We start from the raw sequence: 15938 nt of genomic DNA, 5'->3' as shown, positions 1-15938 counted from the left end.
TTTCGTTCCGTTCACCTGGCCCGGCCAGGTGTTGGCGCGGGTTTGCGCCGCCATTCACTGCCCTGTAACAACAATAATCAACAGGAGCTCCATATGGTTTCCATGATGCGTTTGTCCCGAACATTCCTCGTGCTCGGGTTACCCTTGACCGCCCAGGTTGCCTGGGCGGGCTACACCTTCGAGGAGGGCAATCTCAAAGGCGAGGTCAACTTGACGGCCGGTGGCGCAATCCTTTCTACCCGCAACGTCAACTTTGGCGGCGGCGCGGTGGACATGCGCAGCGGCAAGAATCGCGGCACGAAAATCGACTGGCAGGAGTTCTACGTCAAGCCGGGCGTCAAGTTGGAATACGCCGTGCAACCGGATTTCAGCTTGCTGGCCGGCGGCTCCCTGGTGGGGGCGACCACCTTCGGTGATGGCGATGCCGGTGGTTTCACCCGTAGCTCCGACGGCAAGCTGTCGACCGAAGAGTTCTATGGCGGTTTCCGGGCCGGTGAGTGGACGGTCACGGGCGGTCGCCAGAATTACATGATCGGCAACGGTTTCATCGTGATGGATGGCAACCTCGACCAGTTGAACGACGGTGCCTACTGGCTCGCCCCACGCACCGCCTTCAAGGATTCGGCGGTGGTCGCCTGGGACCATGGCGCGTTGAAGGTCCAGGGCTTCAGCCTGGGCACCGACAGCGACCTGGGTGATTTTCGCATGAGCGGTGCGAACCTGGACTACAACCTCGACGATCAGGTGACGCTGGGCGCCACCGCGTTGAAGGTCAAGGCCATGGGGCCCAAGGGCAGCACGTTACCGCGGCGTCGCGATGGCATGCTGGTGTACAACGTCAGGGCCCTGAACGCCAAGCTCCCGGGCATCCCGGACCTGACCCTCAATGGCGAATATGCCCTGGAACGAGGCAGCGGCGAAGGCGTGGACTACGATGCCAAGGCCTGGTACGGCCAGGCGGATTACGCCTTCAGCACACTGCCGTTGACCCCGGTGATTGGCTACCGCTACGCGAGTTTTTCCGGCGACGACAACCTCACCGACAACCGACAGAAAGCCTGGGATCCGTTGAGCAAGGGCTTCGTCGACTGGAGCACCTGGCTGATCGGCGATGTCGTCGGCAACTATCTGCTGTTCAACAGCAACGAAAATGTCCAGCAGTTCTCACTCAAGACCCACCTCAACGAAACCCTTACGCTCGGTGCGATCCACTACCAGTTCTGGCTCGACGAAAAAAACTACATGGGCGCTGCCGTCAGCGACAAACGGTTTGCCGACGAGAGTGTAGTCTTCCTCGATTGGGCGCCTTCGAAGTCGCTGTCCACCTCGCTGTCCTATAACTGGGTCAAGCCCATGGCAGCGGCCAAACAAGTCTTTGGCGACGACCGGAAATTCAGCGCGCTGGAACTCTACTTCACCTACCGCTATTAAGTGCCGCGAGCCTTCGCGGCCGCGCTGGAGTGTTTGATCATGAGCCTGTTTTTGCGCAACACCTTGCTGGGCGCTGTTGTTTCGATGCTGGTCAGTGGCGCGAGCCTGGCCGAAGAGCGGACGGTGCGAATCTACAACTGGATCGAGTACCTGCCGCCTGAAATCCTCAAGAGCTTCCAGGAGGAAACCGGCATCCGTCCCATCTATGACGTGTTCGACAGTGTAGAGACCTTGGAGTCCAAGCTGCTGACCGGCAACTCCGGGTATGACGTGGTCTACCCGAGCAGTTCCAACGTCAGTCACCTGATTGCCGCCGGTGCCGTCCAGCCCCTGGACCGCAGCCAACTACCGAACTGGCAGCATCTGGACCCCGAGTTCATGAAGTCCCTGGAGGCGGTGGGCGATCCGGGTAACCGCTATGCGGCGCCGTACCTGTGGGGCACGACCCTGATCGGCTACAACGTCGACAAGGTGCGCCAGGTGCTGGGCGCCGATGTGCAAATGAACACTTGGGACATCCTTTTCAAGGAAGAGAACATGGCCAAGCTGGCCAGTTGTGGTGTGGGTCTGCTGGACGCCGCCAACGAGATCGTGCCCATCGCCTTGCACTACGAAGGGCTCGACCCCAACAGCCAGAAACGTGAGGACTACGCAAAGGCGCAGGCCGCGATGCTCAAGGTTCGCCCCTACATCACCTACTTCAACTCGTCACGCTACGGCATGGACCTGGCCAACGGCGAGATCTGCGTAGGGGTGGGTTGGTCCGGTGGGGTGGCCCTGGCCAAGCGACTGGCGCAGGACGCAGGGAAGGGGGTCAAGGTGGAAATGGCGCTGCCCAAGGAAGGTGCGCCGATGTGGTCGGACGTCATGATGGTGCCCACCAACGCCCCTCATAGCCAAGAGGCCTACGCGTTCATCAACTACATCTTGCGTCCCGATGTCATTGCGCGGATCAGCAACAAGATCGGTTACCCCAACCCGAACAAGGAAGCCACGGCGCTGGTCAATGCCGAAATTCGCAACAACCCCGCCATGTATGTGCCGGACGAAGCGCGCAAGACCCTGTTCGCGTTAGAGCCGGTGCCGGCCGCGTTGGAGCGGATCCGCACCCGCACCTGGACCAGCATCAAGACCCATCGCTGATCAGCGTGACCCGGCGTTGCGGCGCCGGGTCCGTATCGGTGGGGTGTTCGCTCAGGCGCGCATGCCCAGGAAGAGCAATTCGGTAATGCGCCGGACCTGGGCGGAGTGGGCCTCGATGTCCGGTTGTTCCTGGTTGACCAACCTGAACAGCTGCAAGTGCGAATAGTCGTTCAACAGGAACGCGGCCAACTCGACATCGAGGTCGGCGCGCAACTTGCCAGCTTGTTGCAATTCCCTGATCAGCCCACTGATTTCGGCCCTGAGCGCATCGTTCATGGCGCGATACCCCTCGGGCAGCCCGTTGTCGCCGCCAAACAGGATCAGCGGCAGCAACTCGCGCCACAGGCTCGGGTGCATGACCTCCAGTGCGTAACCGGTCAGCAGCCGCTCCAGATAGCACAGCGCTTCGACCGGGTCGTCGATTTCAGGCATCTGGCTGCGGGTGTCCGTGAGTGCGCGCTGGTCGGCGTCGTGCAGGATCTCCAGGATGATCTCCTGCTTGTTGCCGAAATACTTGAAGACAGTAGGCGCCGATACGCCGGCCTGGCTGGCGATCTGTTCGATGGTGGTGTTCTGGAAACCTTGGCGCTCGAACAGTTCGATCGCCGCCTTGCTGATGGCTTGGCGGCGTTCGGCTTTTTGACGTTCACGCAGTCCGCTCACGGGAGGTCCTTGTTGGAAAGAAAGCAGCGGTTAAAGGCCTTGGCGCACCAACCCTGTGGGAGCGAGCTTGCTCGCGATAGCGTTGGATCAGCCGCATTGAAGTCGACTGAAATACCGCCATCGCGAGCAAGCTCGCTCCCACAGGGTTCCTGGTTAACAACAGGCCGGGTATAGGTATGCAAAATACTTAACCCAGTAAAGTTTTTAAAGGGCTTATTTCATGGCTCCCCCTCAAGGACAAGGCTGAATGCCGCGGTCCAGACACTTGGCAGGAGGCAAAATGCCATGCCCTGGTTGGCGAAATCAGGCACGGGGATGGCGCGTTCAGGTAACTAACTTGGGAGGGAAGACAGGTAACGTGGCGCGACTTTTCAACGGCCATGCACACGTTCGCGACGGGAACCGTCTTCAGGAGGGGATGAAACCACAAGCACCGACCGTCCCTCAGCACGCCTCAATGTTCGATCACAAGAGAATAAGAAAATGACCAGCCCCAGCTTCAAGGACTCGAACGGCCATCTGGCACAGGGCTTCAAGCCTCGTCACGTCACCATGCTGTCCATTGCCGGAATCATCGGTGCGGGTCTGTTCGTGGGATCGGGCCATGCCATTGCCGCCGCCGGCCCGGCGGTCATGTTGGCCTATTTGTTTTCCGGGCTGTTGGTGGTCCTGGTCATGCGCATGCTGGGGGAAATGGCGGTTGCCAATCCGGACACTGGCTCTTTCTCTACCTATGCCGACCAGGCCATCGGACGCTGGGCAGGTTTCACCATCGGTTGGCTCTACTGGTGGTTCTGGGTGTTGGTAATTCCCATCGAAGCGTTGGCCGCCGGCCATGTGTTGAACCAGTGGTTTCCCGCCATTGACGCCTGGCTGTTCGCCTCGGTGTCGATCGTTCTGCTGGCCGTGACGAATCTTTTCGGCGTGGCCAAATATGGCGAGTTCGAATTCTGGTTCGCCATGGCCAAGGTCGTGGCGATTATCGGCTTCATCTCCCTGGGTTTCGCGGTGCTGATGGGCTGGATTCCCGAGCGTGAAGCCAGTGGCCTGAGTCGATTGATGGAGGAGCATGGTGGGTTCGCACCCAATGGCCTGTCGGCGGTGGTAGGCGCGTTCATCACCATCATGTTCAGCTTCATCGGTACGGAGGCGGTGACGATCGCGGCCGCTGAATCCAACAATCCTGCGCAGAACATTGCCAAGGCCACCCGCTCGGTGATCTGGCGCATTGGTGTGTTCTATTTGTTGTCGATTTTCGTGGTCATTTCCGTGGTGCCTTGGAACGATCCACTCCTGGCTTCAGTGGGCTCCTACCAGCGAGCGCTGGAGCTGATGAACATTCCCTACGCCAAATTCATGGTGGATGTGGTGGTGCTGATCGCGGTGGCCAGCTGCATGAACTCCTCGATCTACATCGCCTCGCGGATGTTGTACTCGCTAGGGCGTCGCGGCGATGCGCCAAAGGCCTTGAAGGTGACGTCTTCGGCCGGTGTCCCAAGGTCCGCGGTGATTGCCAGTACCGTGCTGGGCGCGGGCGTCACCTTGTTCAGCTACTTCATGCCCGCCGGCCTGTTTCAGTTCCTGCTCGCCAGCTCCGGCGCCATCGCCTTGCTGGTGTATCTGGTGATCGCCATTTCGCAACTGCGCATGCGCCGGATGTTGCTTCGCCAGAATGTCGAGCTGACTTTTCGCATGTGGCTGTTCCCCTGGCTGACCTGGTTGGTCATCGTGTTCATCTCGGCTGCGCTGGCGGTCATGATGGTCACGCCCGAGCACCGCAGCGAGGTCAGTACTACCCTGGGCCTGGCGCTGGTCATTTCCTTTATCGGCCTGGTGACGTCGCGGCATTCGCCCCGGCCTGAGAGCGTCGCGTCCCTCGGCTAGCCTGTCATTTTTGCCCTGTTGACGTCACGTTACTGGCGTCAACAAAACCGTCTTTCAAGCCCATTCAGGACGCAAAAACCTCCGTCTTGAAGCGCGGCCCTTCCGCCTGTCACCCACTTGCAAACCCAGCCTTGCGAACCGGCACTAACCCGCGGCCGCGTTGTCAGTAATTGGCGTCTGTAGGGATGAGGATCGTCCCTGGTATCGGCACATCAGCTGGACAGTTTTTTCTTGAGCATGCTCGGGGGAAAAAAGCCTCGCGAAGGATTGCGTCCTAGACCGACAATTTCTCTTGCAGGCGATTTTCCCATGGGGTTTCTACTCGATCCGCGTCATGACATTGATGCCGCCTTATTGAGCTACCGCCGGGTGTTCTGGGCCCTGGCATTGTTCAGTGGCGTGATCAATCTGTTGGTGCTGGTACCTTCGCTCTACATGATGCAGGTCTACGACCGAGTCCTGACCAGCCGCAACGAAACCACCTTGTTCATGCTCACCTTGATGGCCCTGGGACTGTTCATGTTCAGTGCCCTGATCGAGTGGGTCCGTGGCGAGGTGATGATTCGCATGAGCGCGGGGCTGGACGAAGCCTTGGGCGAGCGGATCTTCGACGCCGCCTTCGCCCGCAGCCTGCGCGAGCACAACGCCAACCCGGCGCAAGTGCTCACCGACCTGGCGACGCTGCGCCAGTTGATTACCGGGCAGGGCCTGATCGCCTTGCTCGATGCACCCTGGCTGCCGATCTTCCTGCTGGTGGCGTTCATCTTTCACCCCTGGTTCGGCGTGCTGACGTTGGTGTTGGCCTTGGTGCTGATCGGCCTGGCGCTGTGGGGAGAGCTGGCGACGCGAGCACGCCTGGGGGAGGCCAATCGACTGGGGGTGCAGTCGTCGATCTATGTGAACAGCACGCTGCACAATGCCGAAGTCATCCAGGCCCTGGGTATGCTCGGGCCGCTGCGTCAGCGCTGGAGCCTGTTGCAGCAACGGATCATTGCCGCCCAGGCCCATGCCAGCGACCGCAGCGCGCGTATCACCTCGACGACCCGTTTCGTGCGTATCTCCGGGCAATCCCTGGCCTTGGGCTTGGGCGCTTTGCTGGTGCTTGAAGGCCAATTGTCAGCGGGCATGATGATTGCGATGTCGCTGTTGCTGGGGCGCGCCCTGGCGCCCGTGGAAATCGCCATCGGCTCATGGAAGCAATTCAACGCCGGACGCCAGAGCTACCAGCGCCTGAGCCAACTCCTGGCCCAGCATCCCCGCGAGCGCCTGCGCATGCCATTGCCACCGCCCACCGGCGCGGTGCGCCTGGAACAGTTGTATGTCGGTCCGCCGGGGGCTTCACAGCCGATCCTGCGCGGGATCAATTTCAGCCTCGCCAAGGGCGATGTGCTCGCGGTGGTCGGGCCCAGCGCCAGCGGTAAATCGACACTGGCGCGCGCGCTGGTCGGGGTCTGGCCGGCCATGGGCGGGTCGGTGCGCCTGGACGATGCCGAGATCAGCCAGTGGTCCCACGACGCCTTGGGTCCCTACCTTGGATACTTGCCACAGGACATTGAGTTGTTCGATGGCACCGTCGCCGACAACATCGCCCGCTTCGGTGAACAGGACGCCGACAAGATCATCGCCGCCGGGCGTCATGCCGGCATTCACGAAATGATCTTGCGCTTTCCCAAGGGCTACGACACGCCGTTGGGCCCCGGAGGGCTTGGCTTGTCCGGTGGGCAAAAACAACGCCTGGGCCTGGCTCGCGCGCTCTACGGGCGGCCATCGCTGATCGTGCTCGATGAACCCAACTCCAATCTCGATGACGCCGGTGAGCTGGCGCTGGTGCAGGCCATCAGCGCACTCAAGGCGGCCGGCAGCACCGTGGTGTTGATCACTCACCGGCCCAGTGTGTTAGCGGTGGTCGATCACATCCTGGTGCTCAAGGACGGTACTCAACAGGCGTTTGGCCCACGGGACCGGGTGCTCAAGGCATTGATGCCGGGGCCGCGACCGGCCGCGGTCAGGGAGGCGGGCGGCGATGCGTGATCTGGCGCCAGGGGCACAAGCGTATAGCGAACAGGGGCTGAGCGTGCGCAGCACCACGACACTGCCCAGCGCCAGTACCGACGCCGGGAGCGCGGCGCGTTATGGCGTGGGATTCCTGGTCCTGACGCTGGGTGGTTTCCTGCTCTGGGCTTGCCTGGCGCCGCTCGACCAGGGGGTGGTAGGCAGCGGCACCGTGGTGGTGGCGGGGGAGCGCAAGGCCGTGCAGTCGCTGGTCGGTGGGGTGGTGGAAAAACTGCTGGTCAGCGATGGCGACCGCGTCACCCAAGGGCAATTGCTCGTGCAGCTCAATACGGTGCAGGCGCAGTCGCAACTGGACGTGACCCTGGGCAAGCTGCTCAATGATCGCAGCATCGAGGCGCGCTTGATTGCCGAGCGCCTGGGCAGTGCCGAGATCCAATGGCCCGCGGAACTGCTGGCGCACGCTGACGAACCGCGAGTCAAGGCGGCCATGGCCTTGCAGAGCCAGCTGTTCGTCACCCGCCGCGCCGAGCTGGGCAGCCGTTTGCAGATCATCGAGCACGAAGCTGCGGCCTTGCAGCAGCAATTGCTTGGCTACGAAGGCGTCAAGCGCAACTACGATGCGCAGATGCGTTTCCAGCAGCAGGAGCTCGAAGGCCTGCGCGATTTGGCCCGGGAAGGTTACGTCCCGCGCAACAAGCTCTTCGAGGCCGAGCGCAACGCGGCTCAGTTGGCGGGGCAGATCGCCTCGGGTGTGGGCGATGTCGGCCGGACTCGCCAGGCGATCAATGAAAGCCGGCTCAAGGCCTTGCAGGCGCAGCAGGAGTTCCGCCGCGATGCCGAAACCCAGCTCAGCGAAGTCTCGGCTGAGGCCGCTGGTTATGCCGATCAGATTCGCGCCTTGCAGTTCGAAGTCGACAACGGTGCGATCCGTGCGCCGGTGGCCGGGCAGGTCATGGACGTGAGCATTCATACCGTCGGCGGCGTGGCGCAGGCCGGCCAGACCCTGATGCAAGTGGTGCCGCTGGATGCGCCGATGGCGATCACCGCGCGTTTCGAGCCGCTGATGGCCAACAAACTGCGCCCGGGCCTACCGGTGCATGTGCATTTCACCGCGCTGCAACGGGTGGATACGCCGACGGTCACCGGCACGGTGACGACGGTGTCGGCGGACCAGTTGATCAATGAGCAGACACATCAACCGTACTTCTCCGCCAAGGTCGAGATTCCCGCCGACACCGTGGTTGCGTTGCAGAGCGCCGGCCTGCTGGTGCGCCCGGGGATGCTCGCCGACGTCACGGTGGTGACGGGCGAGCGCACCTTGATGAATTACCTGATGAAGCCTTTGCGTGAACGCTTGCTTGCAGCCTTCAAGGAGGAATGAGCGTGGTCGACCGTTGCCGCTACCGTTTGTGTGTATTGCTGAGCCTGTGTGCGGGGTGGGCGGTGCTCAATCCGGCGCGGGCCGCCGAGGGTGGCCTGAGCCTGACCGCCGCTTATGATGCCTCGCGCCTCAACGATCCGACCGTGCAGTCGGCTGCCCACGCCTTTGAAGCTTCGCGGCATGAAGAGGACATCGGGCGTGGCGGTCTTTACCCGCAAGTGTCGCTGACCTCGCGCTACGGCTACGGCGGGCGGACCGACGGCGGTGACGACAACACCTACGTCAACAGCAATGATTACCAGGCGAATAACGTGACCCTGGCGGCGCAACAGCCGCTCTATGACAAGGCACGCTGGGCGGCGTATCAGGAGGGCAAGGCGCGCGGTCAACTGGGCACCCAGGTGTTCGATGTGGCTGGCCAGACCCTGTATGACCGGGTGGCGAAGGGGTATTTCGACGTCGCCCGGGCCGAGAACGAGATCAAGTTGATCGTCCAGCAGAAGAGCGCCATCCAAGGCTTGGTCGTTCAAAGTAAAAAGCTTTATGAGGGCGGCCAAGGCGCGATCACCGATATCGACGAAGCCCAGGCGCGACTCGATCTGGTCCAAGCCCAGGAGGCTGAAGCCCAGGCGCGCCGCGTGGCGGCGTTGCGGGCCTTGTCCGGGCGTGCCAGCGTGCCCATCGACGACATCCAGCCGATGCGCGAAGAATTGGCCGCCGGTAGCCCGATCCCGCCGGAGCAGGACTTGCCGTACTGGACGGCGATTGCCCGTGAAGCCAGCCCCGAGCTGGCCGCCCGGCTGGCGGCGGTGAAAGTGGCCGAGGCCCAGGCCGACAGCCAGCGCGCCGGGCATTATCCAACCTTGTCGCTGACCACCCAGTTGACCCGCCGGGAAACCCGTCAATACCAGGAACTCGACCCGCGCCAGGACACTTACTACGTGGGCGTGCAACTGGACATTCCGTTGTATCGCGGCGGGGCGGTACGGGCGTCGGTGGCCAAGGCCGAAGCGCAACTGGCCGGCGCCCAGTCCGACTACGACGTGCAACGCCAGCAACTGGCCGAGGATATCGAGGCCGATTACCTGGGCGTCGTGGCCGGGTTTGCCAAGAGCAAGGCGATGCAACGGGCGGTGGAGTCCAATCAGCGAGCACTGACCTCGACGGAAAAAGGCTTCCAGGGCGGCGTGCGTTCCACGGTGGATATTCTTGACGCGCAGCAGCGGCTGTTCCAGGCCCGCCGAGACCTGCTCAACACCAAGCTCGACATGCTGCAAAGCTATGTAAGCCTGCACACCCACACCGGCCAGATGAACCGCACGGTGCTGGAGCAGGTGCAGAGTTTGTTCTAGACAATCCAGGGTTTGTCCCTGTGGCGAGGGAGCTTGCTCCCGCTGGGCTGCGAAGCAGCCCCAAGCCCAGACAATGAGTGGTATCAGGCAGACCGAGTCCACCGATTCACGACTGCTGCGCAGCCGAGCGGGAGCAAGCTCCCTCGCCACAAAAACGGTCCAGGCCCAGTGCTTGCCTTCAAGCACAACATGCCCCCCTGTGGGAGCGAGCTTGCTCGCGATAGCGGTGGGTCAGCTTGAGTCCATGCTAGATGTGCCGGCGCCTTCGCGAGCAAGCTCGCTCCCACATTTTTGATCTACGGCTGACCTGGGTTTTTCTGGCACAGCAAGCCCCCTGTGGGGGGCTTGATTCAGGCGGTGAAGTCGCTGGCGTGCAGCTCCTTGACGCCGACCAGTTCGAATTCGAACTCGGGGGTGGCGTCGGCGTTGGTGCTGCCGGAGAGGATGCCATCGACGAAGCGCAGCTGGCCGGTGGCGTTGGTGGGGTCGAAGGCATTGCTGCCAATGAACGTGAAGGCATCGACTGTGGCGGTCAGCGGGTTGGCGTCCAGGCTGGTGAGGTCCAACTTGTCGAACTCCGCGCTCTTGAAACCGTTGATCACATCGCGCAGGGCCCCGACGCCCATGTCCGACAGCGCACCAAACACGTAGGTGTCCGCGCCGGTGCCACCGGTAAGGTTGTCGGTGCCTGCGCCGCCGATCAACCGGTCATCGCCCGAACCGCCCACCAGCGTATCGTTGCCGGCCCCTCCGTCGAGGACGTTCGCCGCACTGTTGCCCGACAGCGTGTCGGCGTAGGCGCTTCCCTTCAGGTTCTCGATGAACTTCAAGGTGTCCAGCCCGGACCCCACGGTGTTCTGTTGCGCCGACGTCGAGAGGTTGACGGTCACGCTGGACAGCGCGCGCTCGAAGCTCGCCGTATCAATGCCATCGCGCCCATCCAGCACATTGTTGCCCGCGCCGGCGAACAGCGTATTGTCCAGCGCGTTGCCGGTGCCATTGGCGGCGCCGGTGCTATCGACATACAGGTTCTCGACGTTGTTGCCCAAGGTATAGGCCGCCAGGCTGCTGTGCACGCTGTCGATCCCGCCGGTCACGGTATTGCTGTTGGTCTCGATCACGCTGTCGTCGGCGTTGTCGACAAAGTAGCTGTCGTTGCCGTCGCCACCGCTCATGCTGTCGGCCCCTGCGGCGCCGTCCAGCACGTTATTGGCGGCATTGCCGGTGATGAAATTGCGCCGTTCATTGCCGGTGCCGTCGATGTCCGACACACCGGTGAGCACCAGGTTTTCCAGGTTGGCGCCCAGGGTCCAAGTGACCGAGGCTTGCACTGTGTCGATCTGCGAGAGCGAGGTGTTGGTTTCCACCACGCTGTCGAAGGCATTGTCGACCACGTAGATGTCGTTGCCGTCGCCACCGGTGAGGGTGTCGGCGCCGAGGTCGCCGTTCAGCGTGTCGTTGCCCGAACTGCCCACCAGGGTGTCGTCCTGGTCAGTACCGGAGATCATCCCGCCCTGGTTCTGGGCGTTGTCGAAAATGTCCTGCACGCTGTTGTTGTCGTTGGGGTTGCCCTGGAAGCCCAGGTCATCGGCAATGTAGTCCGCCAGGCGTTGGCCGACGATTTCCGCCGATTCCTCGTGCAGGTGCCAGACGTCATCGGGGTACACCAGCGGGTCGACTTCGTAGCGCAAGGGCAGGTCGGTGTAGTCCACCGCCAGCTTGACGTCGGCGCGCTCGGCGGCGATGGCTTCCTGGGCGGCGCGCACATAACCGACGCCCTCGACGATGGAAGCGATCTTCTCTTCCGAATAACCCCGGGCCCGGGCCGCGTCCTCCGAGTAATGACCGGTTTCCATCAAGTAGACGCTGAAATTGCCGAACTGGGCATGCAAGTAATCGAACACCTTCAAAGTCGCGGCCTTGTACGCCGCAGCCGCCGCTGCCTTGTCGGTGGCGCGGGCGATTTCCTGGGCGGCTTCCTCGCCCTGGCCCCAGATGATGCCCATGGTGACGTTATCAATCGCTTGCAGTTCGGTGCGCTGGTCGCGCAGCAATGTCACCGCCCGCAGCAGTGCCGGCCCCGGTTGGTTGGTGTCGGTCAGCCACCAGCACAACTGGAGTTCCTCGGCGCTGAGGGTGGACAGGCCGTTGACCGTGCTACCGCCCACCGCGATGTCGATGCCATTGCCGTCGGCATCGGTGAACTGGCTGCGCACGTCGTAGGTGGTGTAGCGGTCCAGGTCGTTGACCAGCATCGAGGTGCCGGACTGGTTGTCATCCTCGGTCATGCGCAGCAGGCGCGCATTGGATTGGCCGAGGGTCGGCAGGTACAGAATGTCCTGCTGGGCGCGCTCGCCGAAGACGAAGTCATTGGCGGTAAGGGTGTTGAGGTAGTTGCCGTTGAGGGCGATCTCGAAGCGATTGCCATCGGCGTCGGCTTCGGCGGACTTGACGTAGGTCTTGTCGCCAGCCGCGTTCAGGGTCATGTACAGCGTGCCGTTGCTGCCATCGCCGAGACCGAGGAAGCCCAGCCCCGAGACATCGATTTTGTCGACGCCGACGGTGAAGTCATAAATCGTGTCGGTGGCCGTGACGCCGCCGGTGTCGTAGTCACGGTAGCTGTCGGACAGGTTGCTGTAGCGGAACGTGTCGGCACCGTCACCGCCGTACAACGAGTCCCGTCCGGCACCGCCGTCGACGATGTCCGCGCCGGTGCCGGCCTTGATCGTGTCGTTGCCGCCCAGGCCAAGGATCAGGTCCGCGCCTGTCGTGCCATTGAGGGTCTCGGCGTTGTTGGTGCCGGTGATGGTGTTGGCCGGCGCATCGGCCACCACCAGGCTGAAGTTGTCGCTGACCGAAGCGCCCGAGGGGTCGGTGGCCTTGACCAGCACGTCGTAGTTGCCTGCCGCGGTGCTGGTCGGCGTGCCGCTGAAGGTCAGGCTGGTGGCATTGAAACTCAGCCAGGCGGGCAGGGCATTGCCGTTGGCGAGGGTCGCGGTGTAGGTCAGCACATCCTGGTTGGCGTCGGTGAAGCTGTTGCTCGCCACGGTATAGCTGAACGGCGTGCTTTCACTGGCGTTCTGGTCCAGCAGTGGGGTGGCCACGACCGGCGCCACGTTGGTGGGGTTGGTCTGGTCGGCGAAGACGAAGTGATTGGCTGTCAGGCTGCTGACGAAGTTGCCCGCCAGCGAGACCTCGAACCGGTTGCCGTTGGCGTCGACCGTCAGGTCCTTGAGGTAGGTGCGGTTGGTCGACGAACTGTAAGTGACCTGCAGGGTGCCGTTGAGCCCGTTACCCAGGCCGGTATAGCCAAGCGCCGCCACATCGATCTTGTCCGCCGTCAGGTCGAAATCGAGGATCTGGTCACTGACGCTGGTGGAGCTGGTGCGGTAGCTGTCGAGTTTCGAGGTGTAGCGGAACACATCGGCACCGGTGCCGCCGGTGAGCTTGTCGACGCCGGTGCCACCGACCAGGATGTCGTTGCCGGCGCCGCCGTTGAGGGTGTCGTTGCCCGCGCCTCCGAACAATTGCTCATTGGCTGCGGTGCCGGTCAGCGTGTCGTTGTTCGGCGTGCCATTGATCACAATGGCGGTGGGGACGTCCTGCACGGCGAGGGTAAAGCTGTCGCTGACGGTGGCGTTGCTGCCGTCGCTCGCGGTGACCTGGATGGCGTAGGTGCCCGACGCGGTGTCGGGGGGCGTGCCGCTGAAGGTGCGGGTGGCGGCATCGAAGACCAGCCAGCTGGGCAGGGCGCTGCCGTTGGCGAGTTTGGCGGTGTAGCTCAGGCTGTCGTTGTCCGGATCGGTGAAGCTGGTGGCCGGCACCACGTAGCTGAATGGGGTGTTTTCGGTGGCGTTCTGGTCCAGCAGCGGCGTCGCCACCACGGGCGCCTGGTTGGTCGGCGAGGTGGTGGCGAAGACGAAGTTGGCGCTGGTCAGGGTGTTGAGGTAATTGCCGTCCAGCGCTACTTCGAAGCGGTTGCCATTGGCGTCGGCCTCCAGGGATTTGATGTAGGTCTTGGTGCCGGCACTGTTGAGCACCAGATACACGGTGTTGTTCTTGCCGTCCCCCAGGCCGGTGAAGCCCATGGCCGAGAGGTCGATCTTGTCGGCGCTGATGTTGAAGTCGGTGATCAGGTCGCCGAGGTTGGCGCCGCCGGTGTTGTAGTTGCGGTAGCTGTCCAGGCGATTGGCGAACACGAAGGTGTCCGCCCCGGCGCCACCGGTGAGGGTGTCCATGCCGGCACCGCCGTCGAGTTTGTCGTCGCCGGCGCCGCCACTGAGGCTGTCGTTGCCCGCCAGGCCGAGCAGGGTGTCGGCCGCATCGCTCCCCAGCAGTGAGTCGCTGCCGCTGGTGCCGGTGATCACCCGGTTGAAGATGAAGTTGCTGGCGGTCAGGGTGCTGGCAAGGTTGCCCGTGAGGATCAGCTCGAAGCGATTGCCGCTGGCATCGGCGTCGAAATCCTTGATGTAGGTGCGGTTGTTGCTGGCGCTGTAGCTGACCTGCAGGGTGCCGCCACGGCCATTGCCCAGGCCGGTGAAACCGAGGCCGGCGAGGTCGATCTTGTCCTGGGTGACGTCGAAGTCGGTGATGGTGTCATCGAAACTGGTGGTCGCGTTGCGGTAACTGTCCGACTGGGCGACGAAGCGGAACGTATCGGCGCCGGTGCCACCGGTGAGTTTGTCGACGCCCGCGCCACCGACCAGGATGTCGCTTCCGGCCCCGGCGTTGATGGTGTCGTTGCCCGCCGCGCCATAGAAAAGCTCGCTGGCGCTGGTGCCCGTAAGGATGTCGTTACCCGCCGTGCCCTGCACGGTGGTCATGGGCACTGTGGCGCTGACGTAGCTGCCGTCGCCATAGACCAGCGTGGCGCCCTTGCTCGTGTGGCTGATGGTGTTGGCGATGATCGCATTGCGGTCGGTGCCGTCTTCGTTGCGCTCCGCCACGCCATAGGTCGACAGGTCGCTGCCGCTGATAATGTTGCCCTGGATGAGGTTGTCGCTGCCGTTGAAGTACTTGCCGGACACGCCCAGGGTGTCGTCATAGGACTGGATGATGATTTCCGGTACGGCACTGCCCAGGGCGTTGTTGTTGAGGGTGTTGTCGATGACATCGACGTGGTTGCTGCCGTAGATGCGGATCCCGGCGCTGGTGTTGTCGTGGATGTCGACGCCGGTGACGGTCACTTCGCTGGAGAGCTTGACCAGCACGCCTTCGGCGCCGTTGCCATACACCTCGCCGCCGGTGATGGTGATGTTGCTGGGGGAGGGGATGTCCTCGCTGCCGCGCTGGACCACGATGCCATTGCCGCCGTTGTCGTAGGCGACGTTATTGGTCATGGTGAAATCGTGGGTGCTGGTGACGACGTTGAAACCATGGCGGTCGTTGTTATAGGCGACGTTGTTTTCGAAGGTGCTGTCGCTGAGGAAGTCGGCGACGAAGCCGTCCAGGCCGTTGCCGTGGGACACGCTGTTCTTGATGACCATGTTGACGGTTTGCTCGTGGGGGTCGAAACCGTACCCGGAGCAATCCTTGATCTCGACGCTGTCGAGGGTGACGTTGGAGTCGTAGCCTTCTTCGCCGGGAATGTAGCCGTTGAACCAGCCGTCGACCTTGCCGGTGGTGCTGTCGCGGTTGCCGTCGATGGTGAGGTTGCTGACGCCGAAGTCGTGGGTTTCCTCGCCATAGGCCGAGCGGATGATCCCGGTGATCTTGGTGTCGGAGCCATCGGCCAGCTGGACCGTGGTCTCGCCCATGCCGTCGCCGTACAGGTAGACATTGCTCTTGAGCATCAGGCAGCCATCGGAAGGTTCCTCTCCCCCCGACACGATGTACGTGCCGGTCGGCATGTACACCTGCCCACCGCCGGCCGCGGCCGCCGCATCAATCGCACTCTGAATGGCTGCCGTGTCGTCCGTGATGCCATCTCCTTTGGCGCCAAAATTTTGTACGTTGAAAATCATGAGCTTATCTCCGTATCAGGCTTAAACCTAAGTAGACGTCAACATTCCATCGACGGCCTTCGTGTTATGACCCAACGGAGCGCAAAAGTTGTGACCGAATATCGGGGA

8 protein-coding genes are annotated in these 15938 nt (G+C 62.5%); 6 read left to right on the top strand and 2 right to left on the bottom strand.

Annotation, left to right across the window (positions count from 1 at the left end):
* Positions 1-93: 93 nt before the first annotated feature.
* Both LQ215_RS09140 and LQ215_RS09135 read left to right on the top strand, forming a co-directional pair.
* Complete coding sequence (locus LQ215_RS09140; RefSeq protein ID WP_230149059.1) at positions 94-1431, top strand: alginate export family protein; 1338 nt, start codon at positions 94-96, stop codon at positions 1429-1431.
* A 39-nt stretch (positions 1432-1470) separates the two neighbouring features.
* Entirely contained in the window at positions 1471-2574 is a 1104-nt protein-coding gene (locus LQ215_RS09135) for a polyamine ABC transporter substrate-binding protein (protein WP_230149057.1), read from the top strand.
* 51 nt (positions 2575-2625) lie between these two features.
* Here the strand turns inward: LQ215_RS09135 and LQ215_RS09130 are convergent, their stop codons facing one another.
* Entirely contained in the window at positions 2626-3237 is a 612-nt protein-coding gene (locus LQ215_RS09130; protein WP_230149055.1) for a TetR/AcrR family transcriptional regulator, read from the bottom strand.
* A gap of 483 nt (positions 3238-3720) precedes the next feature.
* Here LQ215_RS09130 and LQ215_RS09125 point away from each other — a divergent pair, with 483 nt between their 5' ends.
* From LQ215_RS09125 to LQ215_RS09110, 4 genes are all read left to right on the top strand, one after another.
* Positions 3721-5121, top strand: a complete 1401-nt coding sequence (locus tag LQ215_RS09125) for an amino acid permease (RefSeq protein ID WP_230149053.1) — start codon at positions 3721-3723, stop codon at positions 5119-5121.
* Positions 5122-5430: 309 nt separating this feature from the next.
* Positions 5431-7152, top strand: a complete 1722-nt coding sequence (locus tag LQ215_RS09120; protein WP_003201392.1) for a type I secretion system permease/ATPase — start codon at positions 5431-5433, stop codon at positions 7150-7152.
* On the top strand, positions 7145-8515 hold the full coding sequence (locus LQ215_RS09115; protein ID WP_230149051.1) for an HlyD family type I secretion periplasmic adaptor subunit: 1371 nt from the start codon (positions 7145-7147) through the stop codon (positions 8513-8515). Before LQ215_RS09120 ends, LQ215_RS09115 begins: the two co-directional genes overlap by 8 nt.
* A gap of 2 nt (positions 8516-8517) precedes the next feature.
* Entirely contained in the window at positions 8518-9867 is a 1350-nt protein-coding gene (locus LQ215_RS09110; RefSeq protein ID WP_230149049.1) for a TolC family outer membrane protein, read from the top strand.
* Positions 9868-10217: 350 nt separating this feature from the next.
* On the opposite strand, the gene LQ215_RS09105 is transcribed toward LQ215_RS09110, so the two are convergent.
* Positions 10218-15830 carry a putative Ig domain-containing protein gene (locus LQ215_RS09105; RefSeq protein ID WP_230149048.1) on the bottom strand — a complete coding sequence of 1871 codons (5613 nt, stop codon included), beginning with the start codon at positions 15828-15830 and terminating at the stop codon, positions 10218-10220.
* Positions 15831-15938: the final 108 nt, after the last annotated feature.

Source organism: Pseudomonas brassicacearum, assembly GCF_918698105.1.
Taxonomy (GTDB): Bacteria; Pseudomonadota; Gammaproteobacteria; order Pseudomonadales; family Pseudomonadaceae; genus Aquipseudomonas; species Aquipseudomonas brassicacearum_F.
The sequence above is the reverse complement of the archived record's forward strand: the minus strand, read 5'-3'. Positions and strand labels throughout refer to the sequence as shown.

What these genes read in the sequence shown, in the direction of transcription:
- LQ215_RS09140 (WP_230149059.1), top strand. Translation starts at nt 94, where the DNA reads ATGGTTTCCATGATGCGTTTGTCCCGAACATTCCTCGTGCTCGGGTTA.
- LQ215_RS09135 (WP_230149057.1), top strand. Translation starts at nt 1,471, where the DNA reads ATGAGCCTGTTTTTGCGCAACACCTTGCTGGGCGCTGTTGTTTCGATG.
- LQ215_RS09125 (WP_230149053.1), top strand. Translation starts at nt 3,721, where the DNA reads ATGACCAGCCCCAGCTTCAAGGACTCGAACGGCCATCTGGCACAGGGC.
- LQ215_RS09120 (WP_003201392.1), top strand. Translation starts at nt 5,431, where the DNA reads ATGGGGTTTCTACTCGATCCGCGTCATGACATTGATGCCGCCTTATTG.
- LQ215_RS09115 (WP_230149051.1), top strand. Translation starts at nt 7,145, where the DNA reads ATGCGTGATCTGGCGCCAGGGGCACAAGCGTATAGCGAACAGGGGCTG.
- LQ215_RS09105 (WP_230149048.1), bottom strand. Translation starts at nt 15,830, where the DNA reads ATGATTTTCAACGTACAAAATTTTGGCGCCAAAGGAGATGGCATCACG.